This is a genomic window from Acinetobacter sp. NEB149, from assembly GCF_012516415.1.
Taxonomy (GTDB): Bacteria; Pseudomonadota; Gammaproteobacteria; order Pseudomonadales; family Moraxellaceae; genus Acinetobacter; species Acinetobacter lwoffii_V.
In genome coordinates this window covers 3,009,484-3,034,586 of the sequence record NZ_CP051208.1, presented here as the reverse complement: position 1 = coordinate 3,034,586, position 25,103 = coordinate 3,009,484, and the positions used below count along the sequence as shown (strand labels likewise).

The 25,103-nt window shown below is 43.2% G+C and carries 27 protein-coding genes and 3 pseudogenes; 17 read left to right on the top strand and 13 right to left on the bottom strand.

Annotated elements, in window-relative coordinates:
* The first annotated feature begins 103 nt into the window (after positions 1–103).
* Positions 104–427, top strand: a complete 324-nt coding sequence (locus HGD77_RS14675) for a helix-turn-helix domain-containing protein (RefSeq protein WP_168730924.1) — start codon at positions 104–106, stop codon at positions 425–427.
* 37 nt (positions 428–464) lie between these two features.
* A pseudogene (locus HGD77_RS14670) lies at positions 465–857 on the top strand (transposase family protein); the annotation flags it as partial.
* Between the two features lie 287 nt (positions 858–1,144).
* Here HGD77_RS14670 and HGD77_RS14665 read toward each other — a convergent pair.
* Positions 1,145–2,065, bottom strand: a complete 921-nt coding sequence (locus HGD77_RS14665) for a Dyp-type peroxidase (protein ID WP_168730923.1) — start codon at positions 2,063–2,065, stop codon at positions 1,145–1,147.
* A gap of 160 nt (positions 2,066–2,225) precedes the next feature.
* Here HGD77_RS14665 and HGD77_RS14660 point away from each other — a divergent pair, with 160 nt between their 5' ends.
* Entirely contained in the window at positions 2,226–2,846 is a 621-nt protein-coding gene (locus HGD77_RS14660; RefSeq protein ID WP_086044334.1) for a LysE family transporter, read from the top strand.
* Positions 2,847–2,920: 74 nt separating this feature from the next.
* On the opposite strand, the pseudogene znuB reads toward HGD77_RS14660, so the two are convergent.
* The 3 genes and pseudogenes from znuB to HGD77_RS14645 form a co-directional block, all read right to left on the bottom strand.
* A pseudogene (gene znuB, locus HGD77_RS14655) lies at positions 2,921–3,720 on the bottom strand (zinc ABC transporter permease subunit ZnuB).
* A gap of 3 nt (positions 3,721–3,723) precedes the next feature.
* Positions 3,724–4,515 carry a zinc ABC transporter ATP-binding protein ZnuC gene (gene znuC / locus HGD77_RS14650; RefSeq protein ID WP_165353924.1) on the bottom strand — a complete coding sequence of 264 codons (792 nt, stop codon included), beginning with the start codon at positions 4,513–4,515 and terminating at the stop codon, positions 3,724–3,726.
* Positions 4,488–4,985, bottom strand: coding sequence for a transcriptional repressor (locus HGD77_RS14645; RefSeq protein WP_085064895.1), 498 nt, complete (start codon positions 4,983–4,985; stop codon positions 4,488–4,490). The genes znuC and HGD77_RS14645 overlap by 28 nt, the downstream gene beginning before the upstream one ends.
* 146 nt (positions 4,986–5,131) lie before the next feature.
* Here HGD77_RS14645 and HGD77_RS14640 point away from each other — a divergent pair.
* The 10 genes and pseudogenes from HGD77_RS14640 to HGD77_RS14595 all read left to right on the top strand — a co-directional run bounded on the left by HGD77_RS14640 (position 5,132) and on the right by HGD77_RS14595 (position 13,326).
* A pseudogene (locus HGD77_RS14640) lies at positions 5,132–5,967 on the top strand (metal ABC transporter solute-binding protein, Zn/Mn family).
* A gap of 174 nt (positions 5,968–6,141) precedes the next feature.
* Positions 6,142–6,534, top strand: coding sequence for an ATP synthase subunit I (locus HGD77_RS14635; RefSeq protein WP_004280982.1), 393 nt, complete (start codon positions 6,142–6,144; stop codon positions 6,532–6,534).
* Between the two features lie 110 nt (positions 6,535–6,644).
* Positions 6,645–7,520: a F0F1 ATP synthase subunit A gene (gene atpB, locus HGD77_RS14630; RefSeq protein WP_004644859.1), complete on the top strand. Its 876-nt coding sequence runs from the start codon at positions 6,645–6,647 to the stop codon at positions 7,518–7,520.
* An 85-nt stretch (positions 7,521–7,605) separates the two neighbouring features.
* Positions 7,606–7,851 (top strand): F0F1 ATP synthase subunit C, encoded by a 246-nt coding sequence (atpE, locus tag HGD77_RS14625; protein ID WP_000424060.1) that lies wholly within the window; start codon positions 7,606–7,608, stop codon positions 7,849–7,851.
* 39 nt (positions 7,852–7,890) lie between these two features.
* A complete protein-coding gene (locus HGD77_RS14620; protein ID WP_004280990.1) occupies positions 7,891–8,361 on the top strand; it encodes a F0F1 ATP synthase subunit B in 471 nt (156 codons plus the stop codon).
* Positions 8,362–8,373: 12 nt separating this feature from the next.
* Positions 8,374–8,910, top strand: a complete 537-nt coding sequence (locus HGD77_RS14615; RefSeq protein WP_004644860.1) for a F0F1 ATP synthase subunit delta — start codon at positions 8,374–8,376, stop codon at positions 8,908–8,910.
* Positions 8,911–8,955: 45 nt separating this feature from the next.
* On the top strand, positions 8,956–10,500 hold the full coding sequence (atpA, locus tag HGD77_RS14610; protein ID WP_004644861.1) for a F0F1 ATP synthase subunit alpha: 1,545 nt from the start codon (positions 8,956–8,958) through the stop codon (positions 10,498–10,500).
* Between the two features lie 89 nt (positions 10,501–10,589).
* Positions 10,590–11,459: a F0F1 ATP synthase subunit gamma gene (gene atpG, locus HGD77_RS14605; RefSeq protein WP_004644862.1), complete on the top strand. Its 870-nt coding sequence runs from the start codon at positions 10,590–10,592 to the stop codon at positions 11,457–11,459.
* Positions 11,460–11,485: 26 nt separating this feature from the next.
* A complete protein-coding gene (gene atpD, locus HGD77_RS14600; RefSeq protein ID WP_004644863.1) occupies positions 11,486–12,880 on the top strand; it encodes a F0F1 ATP synthase subunit beta in 1,395 nt (464 codons plus the stop codon).
* A 26-nt stretch (positions 12,881–12,906) separates the two neighbouring features.
* Positions 12,907–13,326: a F0F1 ATP synthase subunit epsilon gene (locus HGD77_RS14595; RefSeq protein ID WP_100329708.1), complete on the top strand. Its 420-nt coding sequence runs from the start codon at positions 12,907–12,909 to the stop codon at positions 13,324–13,326.
* Between the two features lie 323 nt (positions 13,327–13,649).
* On the opposite strand, the gene HGD77_RS14590 is transcribed toward HGD77_RS14595, so the two are convergent.
* From HGD77_RS14590 to HGD77_RS17070, 3 genes are all read right to left on the bottom strand, one after another.
* Positions 13,650–14,582, bottom strand: a complete 933-nt coding sequence (locus tag HGD77_RS14590) for an IS5-like element IS17 family transposase (protein ID WP_000743272.1) — start codon at positions 14,580–14,582, stop codon at positions 13,650–13,652.
* A gap of 27 nt (positions 14,583–14,609) precedes the next feature.
* A complete protein-coding gene (locus HGD77_RS17075) occupies positions 14,610–14,747 on the bottom strand; it encodes a hypothetical protein (RefSeq protein WP_228761444.1) in 138 nt (45 codons plus the stop codon).
* 122 nt (positions 14,748–14,869) lie between these two features.
* Complete coding sequence (locus tag HGD77_RS17070; protein WP_228761443.1) at positions 14,870–15,061, bottom strand: hypothetical protein; 192 nt, start codon at positions 15,059–15,061, stop codon at positions 14,870–14,872.
* 363 nt (positions 15,062–15,424) lie between these two features.
* Between HGD77_RS17070 and HGD77_RS14580 the strand changes: the two genes are divergently transcribed.
* Positions 15,425–16,801: an NAD-dependent succinate-semialdehyde dehydrogenase gene (locus HGD77_RS14580; RefSeq protein WP_168730922.1), complete on the top strand. Its 1,377-nt coding sequence runs from the start codon at positions 15,425–15,427 to the stop codon at positions 16,799–16,801.
* A gap of 24 nt (positions 16,802–16,825) precedes the next feature.
* Here HGD77_RS14580 and HGD77_RS14575 read toward each other — a convergent pair whose 3' ends face one another.
* From HGD77_RS14575 to HGD77_RS14565, 3 genes are all read right to left on the bottom strand, one after another.
* Entirely contained in the window at positions 16,826–17,842 is a 1,017-nt protein-coding gene (locus HGD77_RS14575) for a pirin family protein (protein ID WP_168730921.1), read from the bottom strand.
* A gap of 141 nt (positions 17,843–17,983) precedes the next feature.
* Entirely contained in the window at positions 17,984–18,583 is a 600-nt protein-coding gene (locus HGD77_RS14570; protein ID WP_004644869.1) for a hypothetical protein, read from the bottom strand.
* Positions 18,584–18,908: 325 nt separating this feature from the next.
* Entirely contained in the window at positions 18,909–19,454 is a 546-nt protein-coding gene (locus tag HGD77_RS14565; protein ID WP_005105142.1) for a glutathione peroxidase, read from the bottom strand.
* 190 nt (positions 19,455–19,644) lie between these two features.
* On the opposite strand from HGD77_RS14565, the gene HGD77_RS14560 reads away from it, so the two are divergent.
* Positions 19,645–20,541 carry a DMT family transporter gene (locus HGD77_RS14560; protein ID WP_168730920.1) on the top strand — a complete coding sequence of 299 codons (897 nt, stop codon included), beginning with the start codon at positions 19,645–19,647 and terminating at the stop codon, positions 20,539–20,541.
* 444 nt (positions 20,542–20,985) lie between these two features.
* Here the strand turns inward: HGD77_RS14560 and HGD77_RS14555 are convergent, their stop codons facing one another.
* Genes HGD77_RS14555 through HGD77_RS14545 form a run of 3 tightly spaced genes read right to left on the bottom strand, consistent with a single transcriptional unit; the run spans position 20,986 to position 23,947 of the window.
* Positions 20,986–21,555, bottom strand: a complete 570-nt coding sequence (locus tag HGD77_RS14555) for an L-threonylcarbamoyladenylate synthase (protein ID WP_005105144.1) — start codon at positions 21,553–21,555, stop codon at positions 20,986–20,988.
* Positions 21,556–21,596: 41 nt separating this feature from the next.
* Positions 21,597–22,736: a DNA-processing protein DprA gene (dprA, locus tag HGD77_RS14550; RefSeq protein WP_005105145.1), complete on the bottom strand. Its 1,140-nt coding sequence runs from the start codon at positions 22,734–22,736 to the stop codon at positions 21,597–21,599.
* 56 nt (positions 22,737–22,792) lie between these two features.
* Entirely contained in the window at positions 22,793–23,947 is a 1,155-nt protein-coding gene (locus HGD77_RS14545; RefSeq protein WP_005105146.1) for a LysM peptidoglycan-binding domain-containing protein, read from the bottom strand.
* A gap of 120 nt (positions 23,948–24,067) precedes the next feature.
* On the opposite strand from HGD77_RS14545, the gene def reads away from it, so the two are divergent.
* Complete coding sequence (gene def / locus HGD77_RS14540) at positions 24,068–24,598, top strand: peptide deformylase (RefSeq protein ID WP_004644875.1); 531 nt, start codon at positions 24,068–24,070, stop codon at positions 24,596–24,598.
* A 92-nt stretch (positions 24,599–24,690) separates the two neighbouring features.
* Positions 24,691–25,101 carry a DUF2946 family protein gene (locus HGD77_RS14535; protein ID WP_004644876.1) on the top strand — a complete coding sequence of 137 codons (411 nt, stop codon included), beginning with the start codon at positions 24,691–24,693 and terminating at the stop codon, positions 25,099–25,101.
* Positions 25,102–25,103: the final 2 nt, after the last annotated feature.

Here is a 25,103-nt window from a genome sequence, read left to right as displayed (position 1 = left end):
TAATTCAAGGGATAATCCTTGGATGAAATTCAAAGATATTCAAAAATTATCAGACGTTAAGTTTCGTAGGCTTACCGGTGTTAGTTGGGCTACATTTAACCTCATGTTGGCCGAGCTAAATAAGCATTTACCTGGTCATATTGGTAAAGGACGACCGCATAAATTACCGTTGGAAGATCGTTTGCTCTTATGTATAGAATATTGGAGAGAATATCGAACATTTTTCCATCTTGGTACGAGTTACGGTGTATCTGAAACGAGTGCAATTCGTATCACACGTGTTATTGAAGATACCTTAATCCGTTCTGGAAAATTCAACTTGCCAAAACAACTTCCTAATCGAGATGAAGTGGATTGGGAAGTTGTTGTGATTGATGCCACTGAAATATTAGTTCAACGTCCAAAAAAAACAGAAGAAATGGTATAGCGGTAAAAAAAAGCGACATACCTTTAAATTTCAGCTATCTATGCACTATATAACAGGTGAAATACTGAGTGTATGTGGAAGTCATGGAAGCATGCATGATTTTAAAATATTTAAAAAAAGCATGAGGAAATTAAAATTTAAGCCCTTTTTTATCGTTGATAAGGGGTATTTAGGGATAAAGAAATTGGGTTTTGGATGCCTCATGCCATCTAAAGCAAAGAAAACTGAAAAACTAGATTCTGAATTAAAAAAGTTAAATAGAGAGATTGGTCGTAGACGAATTCAAGTAGAGCATGTATTTGGAAGGATGAAATGTTTTAAGATTTTATCTTGTGTATATAGAAATCGTCGTAAAAGATTAAACCTGCGGTTTAATTTACTTGCTGGCATATACAATTTAGATTGGGTGAAAGATAAACAATTAAATTGATTGAAAAATGATTTATGAAGGAAGTCTAATAACGAATATTTTAGGAGATAATTCTTCAGGATTAGAAGGAGTCTCAGATGATTATTTGCATTATGAATTAAAAAATATTTCTTTAATAAAAGAATGGTTAGATAAAAATTACTATTAACACTGGTGATAATATAACCTCAATTATGGATAAGGATTTTTTTTATAAATAAATATACCTTATCCATAGCTTATATTGATTTTATCGAGTTTTTAGAAGCAATTACTAAATAATTATAATTGCTTCTATATAGTATAGTTTACCTCTCCAAAACTTCTTCCAGCAACTCCTCACTCGGTGCAAAGTAATATGCGCCATCCAGCGGAGTTACGAAGTGCAGCAGGCGGTCATGAATCCCATCACCAGACGTACCAAACATACGTTCTAACATAGCATCAATAATTTTTAGATCTTTGGTATATGCAATAAAGAATAAACCCTGGTCACCACGTCCGTCACCATAAGGTAGAGAATGACGCAGAATTTCCATTTCTTCGCCTTCTTCATCTTCAACTACAGTACGTGCTACGTGCGCATTTTCAGGTTTGACTTCATCATCCAATTCAATAGATTCAAGTTTGGTGCGACCCATAACCTGTTCCTGAGTATCAACTTTTAGCTTTTTCCATTTTTCCAGGTTATGCGCATAACGCTGAGCAAAAATAAATGAACCATCTTGGAAAATACCTGAATCTTCACCTAATAATGCGACTTCAGCACGATTATCCGGGAATTGCGGATTTTCAGTTCCATCAATAAATCCGGTTATGTCACGACCATCAAAATAGCGGAAGCAAACCCGCTCATCCAGTACTTGAACCTGATCCTGAATGCCTTCAAAAAAAGCCTGACTGAGTGCAAAGCAGATATCAGCCCGAGCACTGGCAATATGAATCAGTACATCTGCTGGAACAACCGGCATTTCAAATGAACCATGAATGGGTTCAAGCTGTTTAAAACCTGCCGGACTTTGTGAATAAAGTCTTGACCAAAGCTCAGGACCGAAAGCCACTGCCGTTTTAATTTGTGCTTGAGGATGTTGCGTAATCAGACGATCACGTGAAGTAAACAGATGTTCAAGTTGTTCTTTTAATTTTTCAATACTCAAATCTTTAAGACGTAAAACAATAAAGCGAGCATGATCTGAAGGAAGTGGCAAGATTACCGATTGGGCTGTCATTCATGGCTCCTGTAAGGATAGATCCTGTTTTTAATGTACATATTGTGCCTGAAGCTAGACAGAGTGAATAGTGCAATGCCTTATATTTAAGCAGGTTTTTAGCCTGATTTTATTAGAAAATTCATATAATATTGGGCAAGTTTTGCTGAGTTAAATATCCATGTCCTATCAAATGTGGTTTGCCTATATGTTGGCCTGCTGGGTCATTAGTGTCTCCCCGGGCGCTGGTGCAATTGCATCGATGTCGAGCGGATTGAATTATGGTTTTCGGCATGGTTACTGGAATGCGCTGGGTCTGCAACTGGCGTTATTGGTGCAGATTGCAGTGGTTGCGGCAGGCGTGGGAGTTTTGTTTGCGACAACCCCGTGGGCATTTTTAGTGGTGAAATGGTTTGGTGTCGGCTATTTATTGTATTTGGCTATTTTGCAGTGGAAAGCACCTGCACAATCTATCGAAATTAAACATGAATTGGCGCGTAAATCTGCAGGGAAACTGGTATTGCATGGCTTCTTAGTCAATATGAGTAATCCTAAAGCCATCGTATTTTTACTGGCCGTCTTGCCGCAATTTCTGGATTTGTCCAAACCACAATGGATTCAGTATTTGATTATGGCTGCAACAATGGTGACGATTGATCTGATTGTGATGGCGGGTTATACCGGATTGGCTGCTAAAGTTTTAAGGCTACTAAAATCATCGAAACAACAAAAAGTCATGAACCGGACTTTTGCCGGTTTATTTGCAGGCGCTGCATTTTTATTGAGTTTGGTGCATCAATAAAGAGTGTTTGCTCTCTCCTTAAAGGAGAGAGGCGGAATAGATCATTAGAAAATCATCATGATTTAACAGAAATATTAAGCCAGCTTTTTAAACTTCTGCACGCAGAAGAACAGTGCAAATAGCACCGCCATGGTCAGTACAATAGTTAAACCTGTCGAAGTATTGAGACCGGCACTCGACCACAGGCCTACGGTCACCCCAATTTGCGCAATCACGAATGCCCAGATCACCATTTGTTTGGGTGAGTGTGCAAGTAATCGTGCAGTCAGGGCAGGGATCACCAGTAATGCCCCATCAAGAGTGAACCGACTGCTTTCAGGGCAAGCACGGTAAACAATGCCAATAACAACATAAAGATCAGGCGTTGCCATTTGGCATTTACACCTTCACTGACCGCCATGTCCGGATCAATCGCGATTTGAATCTGCGCTTGCCAGCTTTTATAAAGGACGGCTAAGGCCAGAATAATCACAATGGCAAAGGTGGGTAAGTCCGTCCAAGAAATCGTTAGTAGATCACCAAATAGATAGCTGAGAAGTTCCGGTCTTAAACTCGGTAAATGCTGAATGAACAATAATCCCGAGCAAAGCAGTGTTGCTGAACATAAGGCCAGCAAAGCATCATTGGGTAGGCGCGGATCATGCAGCACCCACAAAATACCTACCAATAATAAGGCAATAAAAGTGACTCCCATCCAGAGCGGTAAACTTAAAGCTCCAGCAATGGCAACACCGAGTAAAGTACCGTGTGCCATGGTATCGGCAAAGAATGACATACGCCGCCAGAGCATGAGACAGCCCAGCGGAGCAGTCAGAAATACCAACAGCGTTCCCATGATCCATGCAGGTAAAAGGAGTTGTAACCAATCCATCATGGTTTAAGCTTCCGGCTCGGGGTGAATATGAGGGCGTGAATCATGCTGACAGGGAGTGGCAGAATCGCCATGCGCGCAATGATCATGATGATGGTGATAGAACACTCGATTGGTGCCAAAAATTGCCTGATATTCGGGATGTTGCTGCACGCTTTCCGGCAGCCCACTACAGCAGATATGCTTGTTCAAGCACACGACTCGAGTCGTACCTTGCATCACCCATTGCAGGTCATGTGAAACCATCAGTACGGCACAGCCATATTTTTCCGGCAAGTTACGCACATATTCATACAGTTCAGCTTCGGACTGGATGTCCAGACCTTGCATCGGTTCATCGAGGACTAAAATGTCCGGCTGGCGTAATAAGGCGCGGGCCAATAGCACCCGCTGACGTTCGCCGCCAGACAACTGCTGAACTTTAGAATCTTGCAGTTTACTAATGCCGGTATCGCGGATAATTTCGGTTTTAATCTGGGATGGGCATTTTTCTAGCGCCAATAAATCTTTCACTCGTAGCGGCAAGCTATATGATGGATTAAATTTCTGTGGCACATAAGAGAATTTGAGTTTGCGCGCAGTTTTGATCTCACCCGATTGTGGTTTTAGTATGCCCAGCATGACTTTAATTAAGGTCGATTTACCAGCACCATTGGGACCAATCAGTGTGACAATTTCTTTCTCTTGTAATGAGAAATCAATGGCTTTTAGGATATCGCGCTCATCGATTTTGACCCAGATCTTGGAGAGCTGAATCAGGGGAGAGGCACTTAAGCTTTGTTGCGGCACTGCTGACAAATTCCTGAAATTTCGATAATGCTGTGATGTGCCGTGAAGTCGTCCGAGCTTGCCAGTGCATCGAGTTGATTGAGCAGGCCCTGAGCCGACGCTTCTTTCACGGCTTTACATTCGGTACAGATTAAAAAAGCAGCCTGATGACCTTCACGCGGATGGCAACAGGGAATATAGGCATTGATCGAGGTCAGGCGATGAATCAGCCCTTTGCTTAATAAAAAATCCAGAGTGCGATACACCGTTGGTGGGGCTGCAGGACGATCGCTGGCATTTTTCATTTGTGCCAGCAGATCATAGGCGCCCATCGGGCCATGCGCATTCAGAATGAGTTCCAGCACTTCTTTACGTAAAGGCGTAAGGCGTGCGCCGCTTGCTGCACAAAGACTTTCCGCTTCAGCAAGACGTTGTGCGACATTGGGATGGTCGTGCACGCCGTGCAATGCGTTGTGGTGTTCATGCGAACAGGAACCCATAGTTCACCTCAAGTGCGAAACTGAAAATTAATAGATTTCAAATCTTAACATGAAGCGTTCTGAGTTTCGATTGGGCATAGGTATTTTTGTATTTTTGTTATATTATAACACTTCCTGATTTTATCGTTTTTAAGTGATTTCTACTCATGTTCCGTCTTCTTGCAATCAGTCTGCTCGCATTGTTCAGTACACTCAGTTGGTCACAAAGTCTGGTGGTGTCTACGCAGCCGATCCATCTGATTGCCAAGAAAATTACCCAAGGTGTGGAACAGCCGACTTTATTGCTGGCCAACCAAAGTGGACATGATGTGAGTCTGACTCCGGCGCATCGAAAAACTATTCAGAATGCAGGTCTGGTGATCTGGCTGGGTCAGGCGCATGAAGCACCCTTGGCCAAAGTGCTGAATGAAAGTAATAAAGGCATTGCACTGTTAGACTCGGGGATATTGACCACCTTGCCGATGCGTAATCCGCGTGGCGAGGCCTTAAAAAATACGGTAGACACGCATGTCTGGCTCGATCCGAATAATGCAGTGCGGATTGGTTTCTTTATTGCGGCGCTACGTTCGCAGCAATTGCCGGAGCATCGTGAACGCTACTGGAAAAATGCCCGTGACTTTGCACAAAACATGTTTGCTACGGCTCAGCGTTATAGTTCAAGTAACAAAGCCAAACCTTATTGGTCTTATCACGATGCCTACCAGTATCTTGAGCGCCCACTCAATTTAAAATTCATGGGGCATTGACCGATGATCCACATGTTTCACCAACCGTGGCGCAAATCAAGTTTTTACAGGATCATCGTCCACAGCGCAAAATGTGTCTGCTGGCCGAAGGTCATGCCAGTGAGAACCAGTACCGCAAACTCAATCCGGTACTGTTCCAGCATGTCGATGAAAGCATGAGCGGGGCAGGGGACTTTGTGCAGGCTTGGCAGCAATTGGCCGCCGAAACCCAGAAATGTGTACTAAATGCACGCTAATGATTTAAAAAATAGACAGATTTTGATTAGTTTAACAGCAGTGACCCGATTTAAAAAAACACGACTAAGGTCGGGAAAAGATTGCATGTTCAGGGGTGTAACTCTATAATGCCTGCGATTAAAAATAATCACCTGTTAAACTTGTCAAGCATGATTGCTGTGAGTGAATAAATAATGAGCCGAACTAGTCGCTTGATTGACCGACGATTAGCGAAAGCTTTGGTCCTCCTGCAAGCCTGTATGATCCCTGTTTCAGCCTTGATCGGCTGGGTCGTGAAAGACTCAACCGCAGCCTTGAGTGCAGCATTAGGTGCACTGGTATGTTGGCTCGCGACTTGTTATTTTTCGTGGCAATCGTTTCGAGCAGCAGGAGCCCGCGCGTCTAAACAAGTTCTTTCGAACATGTATAAAGGCTTGATGGGAAAGTTTGCCATTGTGATTGTTGGTTTCATTTTAATTTTAAGCAATGTTAAACCGTTGTCAGCGGTGGCGTTGTTTTGTGGTTTTATACTTGTTCAAGCCATGTCGTGGGTCGCTCCGTTTTGGGCGTCACGTCTACAAAAATGAGTATAAGCACAACAAGAAATTGAAAAGTTTTTCAGGAGCAGGCGAGATATCAAGCAGCACGCGATATTCGTTTGTTCTATTAGTTTTTTGACATTGACCAGGTGTGATTTATGGCTGCTGAAGAACATGCCCTTACTTCGACCGAGTATATCAAGCATCACTTGACCAACATGACCTATGGCAAAATGCCGGACGGTACGTGGAAATTGGCCGAGAGCGGTGCTGAAGCTCAACAGATGGGGTTCACTGCTATTCACTTGGATTCAATGGGTTGGTCTATCGGACTGGGTCTGATTTTCTGTTTGTTGTTCTGGTTGGTTGCGAAAGCGGCTAATGCTGGTGTTCCTACCAAGTTCCAGTCTGCAATTGAAATGATTATCGAGTTTGTAGATTCAAGTGTACGTGATACCTTCCACGGGAAGTCTCGATTAATTGCACCCTTAGCATTAACCATTTTCGTGTGGATTTTCCTCATGAACTTGATGGATTTGATCCCTGTTGACTTTATTCCTTATGTAGCTCAACACGCGATTGCTTCTATGCTGGGTGTAGACCCTCATCAGGTTTACTTTAAAATTGTTCCGACTACAGATCCAAACATTACCCTCGGTATGTCTATTTCTGTATTCTTCTTAATTATTTTCTATAGTATTCGTGAGAAAGGTGTTGGCGGCTTCGTTGGTGAGTTAGCACTGAACCCATTTAACCCAAGTAATCCAGTTGCTAAAGTGCTTTTAATTCCATTCAACTTATTGTTGGAATTGACTACTTTCTTGGCGCGACCAGTTTCATTGGCTCTACGACTGTTCGGTAACATGTATGCGGGTGAGTTAATCTTCATTCTTATCGCGTTATTACCGTTCTGGATCCAGTGGGCGTTGTCTGTGCCTTGGGCGATTTTCCACATTTTGATTATTACGCTACAAGCATTCATTTTCATGATGTTGACTATCGTGTACATGAGTATGGCAAGCGAAAAGCATTAATGGTATTGCCTAACTGTCAACGGATGGTTGGGCACACAATTTTTTAACTTAATTTGGTATAAAACCTAACCTCTGAGGAATTATCATGGAACTCACTTTAGGTCTAGTTGCAATTGCATCTGCTATCTTGATCGCTTTCGGTGCTTTAGGTACTGCGATTGGTTTTGGTCTTCTAGGCGGCCGTTTCCTTGAAGCTGTAGCTCGTCAACCAGAATTGGCTCCACAACTTCAAACTCGTATGTTCTTAATCGCGGGTCTTCTTGATGCTGTGCCTATGATCGGTGTTGGTATTGGCTTGTTCTTCATCTTCGCTAATCCATTTGTAGGTTAATCAGCTTAATTCCGAAATTCACTATTTGAGGAATTTGCAATGAATATCAACCTCACATTGTTTGGCCAAGCGATTGCGTTTGCGATTTTTGTCGCATTCTGCATGAAGTTTGTATGGCCACCACTAATCAATGCGATTAGTGAACGTCAGCGTAAAATCGCTGATGGCTTAAATGCTGCTGAAAAAGCGAAGGCTGACCTTGCAGATGCGCAAGCACAAGTGAAAGCTGAGTTAGACGCGGCAAAAGCACAAGCGGCTCAATTGATCGAACAAGCGAACCGTCGTGGTGCACAATTGATCGAAGAAGCGCGTACCCAAGCTGCGGCTGAAGGTGAGCGTATTCGTCAACAGGCTAAAGAAGCTGTTGATACTGAAATCAATGCTGCTCGCGAAGAATTGCGTCAACAAGTGGCTGCTCTTGCAGTAACTGGTGCTGAGAAAATTCTTAGCCAGCAAGTTGATGCAGAAGCTCACAATGCCATGCTGACTCAGCTGGCTGCTAAACTTTAAGAGAGGCGGATTATGGCTGAACTCTTGACGTTGGCACGCCCATACGCTAAAGCAGCATTTGCTTACGCTTCTGAGCAAAGTGCAACTGACTCTTGGTCAACAGCACTTGAATTGCTCAGTGCTGCGGTGCAAGACGAAGCATTTTCAGCTTATCTAAATCGCCCTGAGCTTACACCTGCTGAGCAGGTGGCTCTTTTTGCGAAAGTTTTAGGTGAAGACCAAACTGCAGCAGTGTCTAACTTCCTGACATTGCTTGCAGAGAATAACCGTTTGGTTCTTCTTCCTGAGATTGCAGCAGAATATGAGCAGCTTAAATCACAGAATAACAATACTGTGGATGTTGTGATTGAATCAGCATTCCCATTGACTTCTGTACAGGAACAACTTCTTACTCACGCATTAGAGAAAAAATTCGAAGCGGCGGTAAATGTTTCTGTAGAAGTTAACCCAGCGCTGATTGCTGGTGTAGTTATTCGTGCAGGCGACCAAGTGATAGATGATTCTGCGCTTAACAAGCTTGAAAAAATGCGTACTCGTCTTCTTGCTTAATTGCATTTAGAAGACTGAACTTTAAAAAGATTGAGGTATAGCGCAATGCAACAACTGAATCCATCCGAGATCAGTGCGCTCATTAAACAGCGTATCGGCGATCTGGACACCAGCGCAACCGCTAAGAACGAAGGAACCATTGTTATGGTTTCCGACGGTATTGTGCGTATTCACGGCTTAGCTGACGCTATGTACGGTGAAATGATCGAATTCGACGGCGGCCTTTACGGTATGGCACTGAACCTAGAACAGGATTCAGTGGGCGTCGTTGTTTTAGGTAACTACTTAAGCCTTCAAGAAGGTCAAAAAGCGCGTTGCACAGGTCGTGTATTAGAAGTTCCGGTTGGTCCAGAACTTTTAGGCCGTGTAGTAGATGCTTTGGGTAACCCGATTGATGGTAAAGGCCCTATTGATGCAAAATTAACTGATGCTGTTGAAAAAGTAGCACCAGGCGTAATTTGGCGTCAATCAGTGGATCAACCTGTACAAACTGGTTATAAATCAGTAGATACAATGATCCCTGTAGGCCGTGGTCAACGTGAGTTGATCATTGGTGACCGTCAAACTGGTAAAACAGCAATGGCGATCGACGCGATCATCGCTCAGAAAAACTCTGGCATTAAATGTGTATACGTAGCAATCGGTCAAAAACAATCGACTATCGCTAACGTGGTACGCAAGCTAGAAGAAACTGGCGCTATGGCGTATACAACTGTTGTAGCAGCAGCTGCAGCTGATCCAGCAGCAATGCTGTATCTAGCTCCGTACTCTGGCTGTACAATGGGCGAATACTTCCGTGACCGCGGTGAAGATGCGTTAATCATTTATGATGACTTGTCTAAGCAAGCTGTTGCTTACCGTCAAATTTCATTGCTTTTACGCCGTCCACCAGGTCGTGAAGCGTATCCAGGTGACGTGTTCTATCTACACTCGCGTCTACTTGAACGTGCTTCTCGTGTATCTGCTGACTACGTTGAGAAATTCACTAACGGTGAAGTTAAAGGCCAAACTGGTTCATTAACTGCATTGCCGATTATTGAAACTCAAGCGGGTGACGTATCTGCATTCGTACCAACCAACGTAATTTCGATTACTGATGGTCAGATCTTCCTTGAAACATCATTATTCAACGCAGGTATTCGTCCTGCTGTGAACGCGGGTATCTCTGTATCTCGTGTTGGTGGTTCAGCGCAAACTAAGATCATCAAGAAATTGTCTGGTGGTATCCGTACTGCTTTGGCGCAATACCGTGAATTGGCAGCATTTGCTCAGTTCGCTTCTGATCTTGATGAAGCAACTCGTAAGCAACTTGAACATGGTCAACGTGTAACTGAGTTAATGAAGCAAAAACAATATGCTCCTTACTCAATTGCTGACCAAGCTGTTTCAATTTATGCATCTAACGAAGGCTACATGGCTGACGTAGACGTTAAGAAAATCGTAGACTTTGATGCTGCGTTGATTTCTTACTTCCGTTCAGAACATGCTGCGTTAATGCAACAAATCGATGCCTCTGGTGATTACAACAAAGACATCGAAGCTGCAATCAAAGCAGGTATTGAAAGCTTTAAAGCGACTCAAACTTACTAATTTCAACCTCTGTTGAATTTAGTGTCGGTTTGGTTCACGGAATCAACCTTCGGAAGCTCGCAAGGGCTTTCGAATACTAGGTTAAGCGTATGGCAAATTTAAAAGAAATTCGCGCCAAAGTAGCTAGTATCAAGAGCACGCAGAAGATTACTCGAGCGATGCAAATGGTAGCAGCTTCTAAGATGCGTCGTGCGCAAGAGCGCATGGCTCAAGGCCGTCCGTATGCCGAAAATATGCACCGTGTAATTGCTCATTTGGTCCAAGCGAATCCTGAATACAAACACCGTTATATGGTTGAACGCCCAGTTAAGCGCGTTGGCTATATTATTGTGTCTTCAGATCGTGGCCTTGCTGGTGGTTTGAACATTAACCTGTTCAAGAAAGTGGTTAAACACGTTCAACAGCAACAAGAGCAGTCAATTGAAGTTCAATTTGCTTTAATTGGTCAAAAAGCGGTTTCGTTTTTTAAAAACTACGGCGGTAAAGTGCTTGGTGCGACGACGCAAGTCGGCGATGCCCCAAGTCTTGAGCAGTTATCTGGTTCTGTACAGGTGATGTTGGACGCTTATGATAAAGGCGAGTTAGATCGTATTTATCTAGTGTCAAACGGCTTTGTCAATGCCATGACTCAAAATCAAAAAATCGAACAACTTGTTCCTTTGGCTGCTGCTGAAGAAGACAAGAATCTGAACCGTCAATACGGTTGGGATTACATCTACGAGCCTGAAGCTGAAGAGCTTTTAAATGGCTTGTTGGTTCGCTATATCGAGTCTGTGGTGTATCAAGGTGTGATTGAAAACATCGCATGTGAGCAGTCTGCACGTATGGTCGCTATGAAAGCAGCGACAGACAACGCAGGCGAGATCATTAAGAGCCTGCAACTTATTTATAACAAGCTGCGTCAAGCCGCGATTACTCAGGAAATTTCTGAGATCGTTGGTGGTGCCGCTGCCGTTTAACATTATTTTGAATTGAGGAGACAGCAATGAATAGCGGTCGTATCATTCAGATCATCGGCGCGGTTATCGACGTCGAGTTTGAACGCAACAGCGTTCCTAAGATCTATGACGCTCTCCAAGTAGATGGTACTGAAACTACTTTAGAAGTTCAGCAACAGCTTGGTGATGGCGTAGTTCGTACTATTGCAATGGGTTCTACTGAAGGCCTTAAGCGTGGTTTGAACGTAACTAACACTAACGCGCCGATTTCTGTACCAGTAGGTACAGCAACTCTAGGCCGTATCATGGACGTTCTTGGTCGCCCGATCGACGAAGCTGGTCCTGTTGCGACTGAAGCGCGTTTACCAATTCACCGTCAAGCGCCTTCTTATGCAGAACAAGCGGCTTCTACTGACCTTTTAGAAACTGGTATTAAAGTCATTGACTTACTTTGCCCGTTCGCGAAAGGTGGTAAAGTTGGTCTGTTCGGTGGTGCCGGTGTTGGTAAAACTGTAAACATGATGGAGTTGATTAACAACATCGCGAAAGCTCACTCAGGTTTATCTGTGTTTGCTGGTGTTGGTGAGCGTACTCGTGAAGGTAATGACTTCTATCACGAAATGAAAGATTCTAACGTTCTAGACAAAGTAGCAATGGTCTACGGTCAGATGAACGAGCCACCAGGTAACCGTTTACGCGTAGCGTTGACTGGTTTGACTATGGCTGAATATTTCCGTGATGAGAAAGACGAAAACGGTAAAGGCCGTGACGTACTATTGTTCGTAGATAACATCTATCGTTATACACTAGCGGGTACTGAAGTATCAGCACTTCTAGGTCGTATGCCATCTGCAGTAGGTTACCAGCCTACACTTGCAGAAGAGATGGGTGTTCTTCAAGAACGTATTACATCGACTAAGTCTGGTTCTATTACGTCAATCCAGGCGGTATACGTACCTGCCGATGACTTAACAGATCCATCGCCTGCTACAACGTTTGCTCACTTGGACGCAACTGTTGTATTGAGCCGTGACATCGCATCTTCTGGTATTTACCCAGCGATCGATCCACTAGACTCAACTTCACGCCAGTTAGATCCGTTAGTTGTTGGTCAAGAGCATTATGAAATTGCACGTTCTGTACAGAACGTATTGCAACGTTATAAAGAGCTTAAAGACATCATCGCGATTCTTGGTATGGACGAGCTTGCTGAAGAAGATAAACTGGTTGTTTACCGTGCGCGTAAAATCCAGCGTTTCTTCTCTCAACCGTTCCACGTAGCTGAAGTATTTACTGGTGCTCCTGGTAAATTAGTATCTCTTAAAGAAACGATTCGTGGCTTTAAAGGTCTTCTAGCTGGTGAATACGATCACATCCCAGAACAAGCGTTCTACATGGTTGGTGGTATTGACGAAGTGATTGCTAAAGCTGAGAAACTTTAATTAGTTCCCTAATTTAGGAGATTCTCATGGCGACTATGCAATGTGACGTTGTAAGTGTTCAAGAGTCTTTGTACTCAGGCACTGTAACTATGCTAATTGCTAAAGGTGCTGGCGGTGAGTTAGGTATTATGCCTGGCCATGCTCCGTTGGTAACTTTGCTCCAACCTGGCGCGATCCGCGTTATTTTGGAAAACGGTACAGAAGAGTTGATCTATGTATCTGGTGGTGTTCTAGAAGTTCAACCACATGTTGTTACGGTTCTTGCAGATACTGCAGTCCGTGCAGAAAACTTAGATGAAGCAGCTATTGTTGAAGCGCGTAAACACGCTGAAGCATTGCTTGCGAATCAAAAGAGCGATTTGGACTCTGCTGCTGCTTTGGCTGCTCTTGCAGAAACTGCTGCTCAGCTGGAAACGATCCGCAAAATCAAAAACCGCGCTCAATAAGAGACGGTTTGAGATTGAAAAAGCCACCCGAAAGGGTGGTTTTTTTGGTTCATAGGTTCTTATCATGTTTGTTTTTATATATGTGTTCATAAAAAAAGATTAAGTCTTTTTCTCTGCCATAATTATTGCCAGAACCAAATGTAGCTACTACGTACAAAAAACCAAACTTTTCTAATTCAGATGCTGAAAAGTTACATTCATTATTCTTAAGGTGGTAATCCTTCTTGGATTTGTTCATTTCAAATGATAAGTAGGCTTTTTATAACCCTTCGGCTTTGTTGCACAAAGATTTGAAATGCAAAGCGCCCCTAATTGAGCCAAATTTAAGGCGTAACTTGGGTAAGTGGTCGACCTAATTCCGTAAATCTGTTAAGGACTGCTACACGTGCATGAATTTCATTCACCTGACTAGGAAAGCTTCTTGCCATTAATTTATCGCCTAATAATTTGATGCAATGCATCTTGGTTTCCACCAAACTGCGGCGATGATAGCCTGACCATTTTTTCCATAATGTCCTGCCTAAACGTTTAACTGTTCGAAGTAATTCATTTCGCTCTAGCGAGCTACTCTTTGTATCTTTCCATGGTTTCGCATTTTTTCTAGGTGGAATCACCGCATGTGCTTGCCGATCTGCAATGACCTGACGGCATTGCTTGGTGTCATAAGCTCCATCGGTATAAACAGAGTCAATCTGCTCATCTTGTGGAATCTGATTAAGTAAATCACCAAGCACCTGTGAATCACTGACATTATTGGTTGTGAGCTGAATAGCGCGTATTTGTAGGGTTTTGGCATCTATACCAATATGTAGTTTACGCCATTGGCGACGATATTCAGCTCCATGTTTCTTGCGTTTCCATTCGCCCTCACCTAGAAACTTCATGCCTGTAGAGTCTACGAGTAGATGCAGCCCATCGCTACTTTTTTGGTAGCTGATTGCAATATCAATATGCTTTTGTCTTCTACAAAGCGTACTGTAATCTGGTGCGGTCCAATTTAATCCGCAAAGTTTAATCAGACTTTGCACAAAGCCAGTGACCATACGTAAAGATAGACGGAATAAGGATTTAATCATTAAGCAGCATTGGATAGCTGCGTCGGAGTAGGTTTGATTTCGCCCTTGTTTGCCTTTTGATGGAGCATACCATTGCGTAGCAGGATCAAACCAAATGGCAATATTTCCGCGACTCATGAGTGCTCGGTTATATGCGGGCCAATTGGTTGTGCGGTAGATTTTGTGTGTAGGCTTCTTCATTTGAAAATTATATCGCTGAAAAAGCCTTTACAGATAGGTTTGTGCAACAAAGCCTAACCCTTCTAATAAAAACGATGTAAATTGAGGAATAATATGAGCATATCTTAAAAAAGTTTCACGATTTATTTCTTTCGCATCATATAAAAGAGCTAAACGAGCGAGCATTTTAGATTGATGTATTAAATAGGCTTTATCTAAAGCATTGAGTAATTCACCACCTATTTCTAAGTTATTTTGATCCTTGAAGATTTTCAGTAATGTTCCTGATGCTAACTTTTCACCTTCTTTTATAAATTCCAGGATATTTTTAATTTTTGCTTTTCGTTATAGCTTCTGAAAACTTTATAAATCGCTAAACCTGAAGATGCTATTGGAAAAGCTTTTAAAATTTCTTGAAAAATAGTATCAGTCGTTTCTAAAACTGTATTATCAAAATAGTTTTCTGCTGTTTGAATGATATTAGATGGTATTTGACTCATTATGAATTTTCTTTTTTCTACTATATAGAATAATGTACTACACACCTGAAAATTTGAAATTTATATTTTTAGCATCACCTTAAAACAGCTGATTTAGATTATTTGTTTTAGCTTGGAATTTTTGCAAGTATCGATCTTGAGAGTGTTGGTTTTACATTTCCGATTCTTAAATAACTTTTAATTTGTACCACTCGATATAACTTTTACCCTTTCTCAGTAATGTTTTGAACCAATCTGTAAACCTGCACACGCCATAAAAAAATCAGTGATAAGTTAAATGATTCGAACAGATTTCGCTTGTTATAGCTTAATACGATAGAAGTTTAGAACAGGCAAAACTTATAATTGAAAAAAGGGAAAACCATGGCTTATCAATCTATTAATCCATTTACCAATCGAAAATTGAAAGACTACCCATCGCATAGCGATCAAGATATTCAACATGCACTCGATACTGCAGAAAAAATTCTAAAGTCAGAATGGTCACAGCAGGTCGATATCCGTATTGCAGTACTGCGTAAATTGGCTACCAACATGCGAGCGCAAAAAGCTGAACTGGCCAAGCTTATGACCCAGGATATGGGGAAACTGATTAAGCAAAGTGAAGGTGAAATCGAAACCTGCGCCAAAATTGCAGAATACTATGCCGATCATGCCAAAGAGTTTTTAGCGCCAGTGTCCTATGAAACAGAACTAGGAGAAGCTTGGGTCGAGCATCATCCACTGGGTATTATTATGGCAGTTGAACCGTGGAATTTCCCGTTTTATCAACTGATGCGGGTTTTTGCACCAAACTGTGCGATTGGTAATCCAGTTTTGGCAAAACATGCCAGAATTGTACCGCAATGTGCCGAAGCCTTTGAAAAGCTGGTCTTAGAGGGAGGCGCACCCAAAGGGGTCTGGACCAATCTGTTTATCAGCTCCGATCAGGTTAAAGATGTCATTGCAGACAAGCGTGTACGCGGTGTGGCACTGACAGGCTCAGAAGGTGCGGGTAGTGCAGTCGCTGAACAGGCCGGGAAACATCTTAAAAAATCCACACTGGAATTGGGTGGTAATGATGTATTTATCGTACTTGATGATGCTGATCTGGAACGCGCAATCAAGTTAGGCTTTCAGGCAAGAGTCAATAATGCTGGCCAAGTCTGTACGGCAGCGAAGCGATTTATTCTGCATGAAAAAATTGCCGAACAATTCAAGGCTGGTATGCTGAAAGCTTTTGAGCAATTAAAGCTGGGTGATCCGCTTGATCCTGAAACCACTTTAGGGCCACTGTCTTCAAAAGATGCGCTGGAAAAACTGACCAAGCAGGTTGAAAAGGCTGTAGCGCAAGGTGCGACCGTAGTTACTGGTGGTAAGGCTGTAGACCATCAAGGCAATTTCTATGCGCCAACCATTCTGGAAAATATCACGCGTGAAAATGAAGCCTGGTATGAAGAATTTTTTGGTCCAGTGGCGCAAATCTATGTGGCGAAGGATGATGATGAGATTGTCGAAATTGCCAATGATTCCAATTATGGCTTAGGTGGCGTGATCCATGCTCAGGATATTGAGCGGGCGAAAAAGCTAGCGTCACGGGTAGAAACTGGCATGATCTGGATTAACTGGTTTACCGACACCACGCCCGAATTACCATTTGGCGGAATCAAAAACTCCGGTTATGGGCATGAACTGTCGATTGATGGTTTTAGAGAATTTGTGCAGAAGAAACTGGTCGTCGTCAAAAGCCCGAAAAAATAATATGAACTGATGTCAGAGAAGCCACTATTGAGTGGCTTCTTTGTCTAGTTTGTCTGGATATTCTTCATGTTTGCCGCCTTCATAACTGGCAAAACGTGGATGTTCTGGTGGAAATGACGGTTCAGCACTTGGCCAAGGCCAGCCACCAAACTGGGTTTCACGATAACGACGGAAAGCAATCTCCAGCTCTTGAGCACTATTCAGAACAAAAGGTCCATGCATGGCAACCGGTGCACCGATCGGTTCACCTTCCAGCCATAAAATATGCGATTCCAGCAGCCCACCTTTGAGCTGAATATCTGCATCCGGTTTGAGTCCAAGTAGATGCTTCGGCGCTATCTTCTGTCCTTCAAGCTCCAAGCTTCTACCTTGATAAAAATAACAAAAACGCGTTGCAGTGGCAGTGCTGGCAGGAATGATTAATTCTGCTTCCGGTTTTAAAGTGATTAAATAAATATTGAGTTGACTCTCTGGAATGGCTGCCCATGAATGTGGCGGACGATCCAGTGCCTGAGTCTGTTTAAACTGTCCTGAAATGACCCGGATATCCGCTTTACGTCCAGCCGCATCGGCTGAAAATACATGTGGAATTTGTTCACGCCACAACATTTTATAATCGGCTGGCTGTTTTTTCTGTTCTGGTGAGGAGTTCAGCCAGATTTGAAACAGCTCCAGAGGATTGTCCTGATCCTGATGGACTAAGGGAAACATCTCGCAATGCTGCACCCCATTACCAGTAGTCAGCCATTGCACATCACCCGCGCCATAACGTCCCGAGTTTCCTAGCGAGTCAAAATGATCGACATAACCGCGCTCGACAATGGTAATGGTTTCAAAGCCAGTATGCGGATGCTCCGGAAAGCCAGGAATGCTCTCGCCATAATACATGTCATATTCATGCTGTTGCGGAGGGGAAACAGGTCCTAATTCTGCATTGCCTTGCGGATAATGATCTTGATGATGAACGGTAAAAATAAAAGGATCTTTCAGATCAAGCCGGGATGTGACTGGAACTACAGAATACAGCACTGAATTCGACATGATTGAACTCCTGATGATCTGATTAGATGAAAATTCCTGATCTAAATATAATTTTTATAATTCATAACAGTGTATAGCCTGCAAGGCGATTGAGGAAGACGTGTTTCGATCAATCGCCTCAAAATGAGATTTTTAGGTATTTTAAGTATTGTCCTGATCAGTATTGCTCTCTGATTCCTGATCTGGATTCTGGATCAGCAAGCCGGCCAGTTTGACCATTTCGGATTGCACATTAACCATCTGCGATTCAATCTTTTTCAAGTTCACTTGGCTGAAATCTACCTGGCCGTTTAAAAGAGGAGAAGCCAGAACCTGCTGATTGGCAGTCATGATGTTGTCACGAATCTGGTCAATTTCTTGGCTTTTCAAGTTCAGGTTGCCCAGCACCTGATTAAAACTGCTGAGTTGCTGTTGAAGCTGGGTCGCGGTGGACTGCAATTGCTGGGTATCTTTGGCTTCGACCGCCGTTTGCAGTTCAGTCTGGGTTTGTTTTAACTGTTCTACATAACTGCCGGCCTTGAGCTGCAAGTCGGCTACATCACGAACCATATAAAACATATTGCCCGATTTAAGCTCGGTTTGCGCTGTTGAGCTCTGTTGCTGAGAGGCTGGTTCCAGATCTGAGGTCGTGGTATCTGCCTGTTCAGCCGGTGCTTCGACAGCCTGATCACAGCCCATCAGTAAAATTCCAGAGCTAAATAATGCGAAAGGAAGGACAGCATTGGCAAGAATCTTGGACATGGAATCAGGGTCTCGATACAGGTGATGGAATTTTAATAGTATCTAATATAAGGACAAACTATGGAGATAAAAAAGATTGTTGCAAACTCATAACAATTCTTCTGGGTTCCGAATATTTCATTATTTAAAAACAGGAAAAAGTTTATTAAAAGCTGGTAAAGAAGTACTTTGTTCTCACCGAATTGGCTTTTTTAGCCTGCAATTACTTTAAAGATATGACCGGTGAATCTCAATTTAGCTAAATAGCAGTTTTGAAAAAAAATAAGTATCTACCAAGAAAATAGATACTTATTTCAAGCTTGATGCTTATGAGAATAATCGAGAATTATTTTGCAAGTTCTGCATTCACTGTATCGACAATCCGTGGATCATCCGCAGTGATGTCTGGTGCAAAACGCGCCACTACTTCACCATTTTTATTGATCAGGAATTTTTCAAAGTTCCAGAGTACTTCTGGTGGCTGGTTTGGGGTTAGGCCATAATCGACCAGATCTTTCCACCAAGGGCCTTCACCGATGCGTTCCGGGATCGCTTGCGTAAGGGTGGTATATAAAGGATGCTTGTCTTCGCCCGCGACAGAGATTTTAGCAAATAGCGGGAAGTCGACTTTATAATTTACTGAACAGAATTCCTGAATCTCGGCTTCGCTACCCGGTTCCTGTTCCAAAAAGTTATTGGCAGGGAAGCCCAGAATTTCCAGACCTTCCGCTTTTTTGTCCTGATACAGTTTTTGTAAGCCTTCATATTGCGGCGTCAGGCCACATTTAGATGCGACGTTAACCACCAGTAAAACCTTACCCTGGTAATGGTTTAAAGTGGTTTCTGTTCCGTCAATGGTTTTGACTGGAATGTCATATACAGAGCGAGTCATTAGATTTCCTGTTTATTGCGACTGAACGGTATTTGTTTTAACGGGTATTCGCTTTCAGTACAAGTAGAAACAGGTGAGCTTAGTTACTTAAAGCTGCAAATTGCCTCAATATTATGTGAAAAATCTATTATGCTAGGATGCGCGAATAGGCATAGCTTAATAACAAGATCAGCGAATCATGGATGAAAGTATGACACAGCAACAAAAGGCAGTCTGGTGGGCCATGGCCTTACCACTGGCCGCAGTTTTGATTTGGTCTTTGAATATGACCGTCACCCGCTATGTGGCAGATTACATTTCTCCCATCAGTATCAGTTTTTATCGCTGGGCCTTGGCCTTGCTGATTTTAACTCCATTCATGTTGCCCAAAGTCAAAGCGGCATGGCCGCAGATTCGTCTGCATCTCGGACATTTTGCTATTTTGAGTGCGCTGGGAATGGTGCTGTATCAGGGACTGGCTTATAGCTCGGCACGTTATACCACTGCGACCAATATGGGCCTCATCAATGCCTTTATTCCTATTTTCACCATTATCGTGGGTATTTTTGTTTTAAAGATTCGCCCGACACAAGCTGCAGTGCTGGGAAGTCTCTTGTCCTTTATTGGCTTGATGTATGTCATGGCACAAGGGCAGGGCTTGCAGTTTTTAACTGTCGGTGAAAGTTACATTGGCGATCTGTTGATGTTGATCGCAGTATTTTTCTATGCTTGTTATGGCGTGTTTCTGAAGAAATGGCAGATTCAGATTCCACTCTTAGTGAGCCTGTATATCCAGATTTTTATGGCCTTTCTCTATCATATTCCTTTGGTATTGATTTTAGGTCTGGACAGCATCAATCATGCTAATGCAGCCAGCATTATCTATGCCGGAATTTTCCCATCCATTGCCGCGCCCTTGTTCTGGATGATGGCTGTGCAGCAACTTGGTCCCAATCGCAGCAGTATTTTTATGAACCTGATGCCGGTTTTTACTGCAGTAGTCGCATATTTGTGGTTAGGTGAAGCCTGGACCATGTATCACAGTATCGGCGGTGGCATTATTTTACTCGGAATCCTCTGGGCTCAATATCCCGGAAGATCCGCTTAATCAGGAATTAAAATAGCTGGTTAATAATTTTTTCTGATTAAATATTGATCTTTTGAACAATTTTTTTTAATTGAAATCCCCTTTTAAATGCTAATTTTCAAATGTTAAAACAAATAGAAAAATATCGTTTTATTTTAAAAAGAGAATAGAAAGAGCAAGATATTTTGAATATTGGTCAAAAATTGTTTGCTATTAATAGGAAATATGTATTATTTGATTGTTTTATTGTACTTGTCGTTGTACTCAGTTTCTTTCATAATGCGCCCATCGAGAATGATCAAGCAAGAAAATCCTTGTTTTATCAGACTCCCAGAGATTTTCTGAACCCTCTGGATGTGATTTATGCACATCCTTTTTTATGCTCAGCCATCCCTATATGGCTGAGCTTTTTTTTGTCTTAAAACCTTAGTCGGGCTTGAGTGTCCCGACCAAATCAGACAGGACTCAGTCACGAATAACTACGCCAGTCACTGCATCAATGATCCGGCTTGGTTGCTGGCTTAAGCCTAAGTCACCATTCAGATAATTCAGATTCTGGTCAAAATAGCGGATCGCATCCTGCAGTGAGCGCGCAGGTTCCATTCCGGCAGGATTGGCGCTGGTCGAAACAATAAAACCGCCAAAGGCCTGACACAATGCTACACAGAGCGGATGGTTGGTGACACGGACTGCAACTTTGGGATGCTTGCCCTTAATCCAGCCAGGAATCTCCTGATGGGCAGGAAGCAGCCAGGTGGTGGCTCGTTCTGCTGGCCGATCATTACTCCAGGATTCAATCACCTGTTCACGCATTTCCTCAGTCAGATCCTGCAACAGATGTTCCACCTGTGAAAGATGAGCTGCCAGCAGAATCACACCTTTCTCAATCGGGCGTTGCTTCAATTCTAAAATCTGATGAAATGCCTGTTCATTATAGGGGTCGCAACCCAAGCCCCAAACAGCCTCTGTGGGATATGCCAAGACTTGTCCGTCTTTAAGCCATGCTGCTGCTTCGGCAACAGAGGTAGTGATCATGTGGATACCTTATATTAAACAACAAAGCGCTATTGTGAACCTTATTTGAGAATCCGACAACGTAGATACAGGCCGGCTTGCTGGGTGCAAAACCCGAGTAACTCCAGTTCCATCAGTTGACTGGTCAGGGAAGATACCTCTTGCTGCACCTGCATTCCCAGCTGATCCAGAGTCTGTCCCACCCAGTCCAGCTGGTTATACAGACTGAGCAGATGCGGTGGAATTTGCTGTGATGTTGCTTCAGTAACTTTCGTTTTGGTGGTATTTTCTAAAGCCTGCCATTGCGTCGCCAGTGCCAGTTCTTCGATGACCTGCTGTGGATGATCAATCAGAATCGCACCCTCACGAATCAGTTGGTGACAACCCTGATAATGCTCGCTGTAAATATGTCCCGGAATGGCAAACACAGTTTTACCTTGCTCAGCTGCCAGTTTAGCCGTAATCAGAGAACCACTTTTTAATGCAGCTTCTGCCACAATCACACCTAGACTTAAACCACTGACGATTCGGTTGCGCCGTGGGAAATGGTGCTGCAAAGGCAGCGTATCTGGTAGAAACTCACTGATTACTGCACCACCGTACTCAATGATTTGCTGGCGTAGTGATTGATGTTGTGCTGGATAGGTTTGATCCAGTCCGGTCGCCATCACCGCAATCGTGCCTTGATGCTGTAACGCAGCCCGATGCGCTGCTTCATCAATACCGTATGCCAGACCGCTATTGATATAGAAACCCTGTTCACTCAAATAAAAAGCAAAGTCATAAGCTACTTGCCGGCCGTGTGGACTGGGTTTGCGACTGCCCACAATTGCAATCTGTGCCTGAAGCAGGGTATCAGGTCGACCTTGACCAAAAATGATCGGTGGTTTATCTACATAAGGATGCAACTGCTGCGGGTAATGCGGATCGCTATGCAATAAAATAAAATCGCTATCCTGCTGGATCTGTTGCAGACAACGCTGAAATTTCTGTTGCGCTTCTGGGAGGTGTAACTCTTTTAAGCGCTGCACATGATTGACATGAATACCGAGTGCCTGCCAGACGGGTACCTGATCCTGCTGAATGGCATTGGCCAGTTCGGCATAGTGTTGACTGATTTTATAAAAACTCGAAAGAGAATGCTGAACCAGATACCATAACGTAATTGTTTCCAGTTGCGCGCGTGATAACGGGTTCAGCATATTGAGACCTATAGGGTTGTCTTCTTATTATTAAGTTTTTTTATTTAGACAAATATTTATTCATCTAAAAGAGGTGCTTGAATTCCTGCACCAACCTTGATTGGTAATTCACTTTCCAGCACATAAGCATAGCTTAATTGATCGAAGGTTTTAAATACCATGATCTGGCCAATACGCTCACCTGGCAATTGCACACGTTCTTTAGTTTTAGGATCAGTGACCACTTCACCTTTTTGATTCACACTAAAGACATGACCCGTCTGAACTCCATGTGCCGTACCACGATCAATGGTGACCACACTATGACGTGCTGCAGTACCAATTGATCCCAATACGCGAACAATCTGGCCACCGGCAGCAATATTTTCTGCATTGGTTGGATAGAACAGGGTTGGTAACATTGGATCATATTCAGGCAAGACGCGATCACCACGACGGACTTCAGCATTGTAACTATCTGTCAGTTCAAGTGTGGTCACATCACCTTCGCCACGTACCGCAATACCAGATGCCACTTGTTGCAGTTCGAGTGCAGCTGTATATTTCTTGCCGTTTGCATCCGTAAATACATACGGTTCAGCTTCACGATACACCGCATAGCGTTGGCCAACTTCCAGACCGTGACCACGTGCATAAACTTTCTGGCCTTTGCCTGCCAGTACGCGCTGATCTGCAGTTCCGAGGATATATGGCGTACCTTGAACTGAATCAGGCGCCAGAAGGGTATAGCGTTCTAGCCACTGCTTGATATGCTCAAGCGGAATCACTGGAATCGTATTATTTAAAGATTCAACGCGAATCTGGGGTTGCAGAGAAGTACTGCCAAGATAGCGGCTGATAATACCTTCACAACCATCACCTTCGTCTTTACCAATAATCGGACGGCCTTGGTAATCACACATCAGCAGGCGGTCACCCGGGAAAATCCAGTGTGGATTTTTCACGTGCTTATTACTGGCCCAGATTTCCGGCCAACGTACCGGATTTTTCAGGAAGCGTTTCGAGATATCCCAAAGCGTATCGCCTTTTTTCACCACATAAACGTTCGGTGCATTGGCTTTTAATGCCGGTGGATTGACGTTGCGTGCAGGTGCTGCCTCGGCAGAATGAATGGTCCCCATACTGACGCCAACACAGACGGCAAGTGCCAGCATCTGATTTTTAAACCCCAAGGCACTAAAAAATGGCATGCCCTTCAAAACCTTTTTCATTATCATAATTCCTAAAATTATGTGCGTAGTTGCGTTATAATAACGATCTTACACACATTTTTTTGATGAAGCATTCCCTTCATTTGGTTTTTTGATCAATGGCATAATTGAGGACGCAGTATGGCCTTATTACCTATTTTAAGTTTCCCGGATCCCCGTCTTCGTACCATTGCACAACCTGTCGAAGAAGTGACTGATGAAATTCGTCAGCTCGCTGCGGATATGTTTGAAACCATGTATGAAGCACCAGGTATCGGACTTGCCGCGACTCAGGTGGATCGTCATATTCAGCTGATTGTTATGGATCTGTCTGAAAATAAAGATCAACCGATGGTGTTTATTAACCCCAAAATCACACCATTGACTGAAGAAACGCAGCCCTACGAAGAAGGCTGTCTATCAGTTCCTCAAATATACGATAAAGTTGATCGTCCGTCACGCGTAAAAATCGAGGCAATTAATCTGGAAGGTCAAGCATTTGAGCTCGATGCTGACGGACTTCTCGCTGTGTGTATCCAACATGAAATGGATCACTTAAATGGAAAATTATTTGTCGATTATTTATCGCCATTAAAACGTCAACGTGCACGTGAAAAAGTGGAAAAACTGGTCCGCCAGCGTAATAAAGACAAAGTGGCAGTGAAACGCTAGGATCATTTTAAAGTTTATTTAAATGGTCTAGCAAAGCCCAATTCTGATTGGGCTTTGTTATAATCAACATAAGCATGTTTTAGGAATAGCCTGTGTTTTTACGCGCGGGGCTGCTATTTGCATTTGCAGCTGTGTTTCTACAGATTGCTGTATTTTTACAGCCTTTGTTACCGAAGCAATATCAGGTTGCTCCGGTCTGTGAAACCATCACGCGTGCGCTTTTTATCGCGACAGATGCTCATGCGCAGCATAGCGCTGGCGAGCATAGTCACCTTATCCAATCTGATCATCTTCAACATGATCATCATGATGCCAATCATCAGTGTCAGTACTGTAAGGTTCATGCCAATTTAGTCTTACCACCAGATCTAGACATCAAACAGGTTCTTGACCGGATTCATGTCCGTTTAATTGCCTATCAAAAAACTTTTAAGCATGTCTGGTTTGTCCTTCAGCAACTCTTCTTAATTCCTCAGGGGCGAGCGCCACCACTGCCTGCATAAAT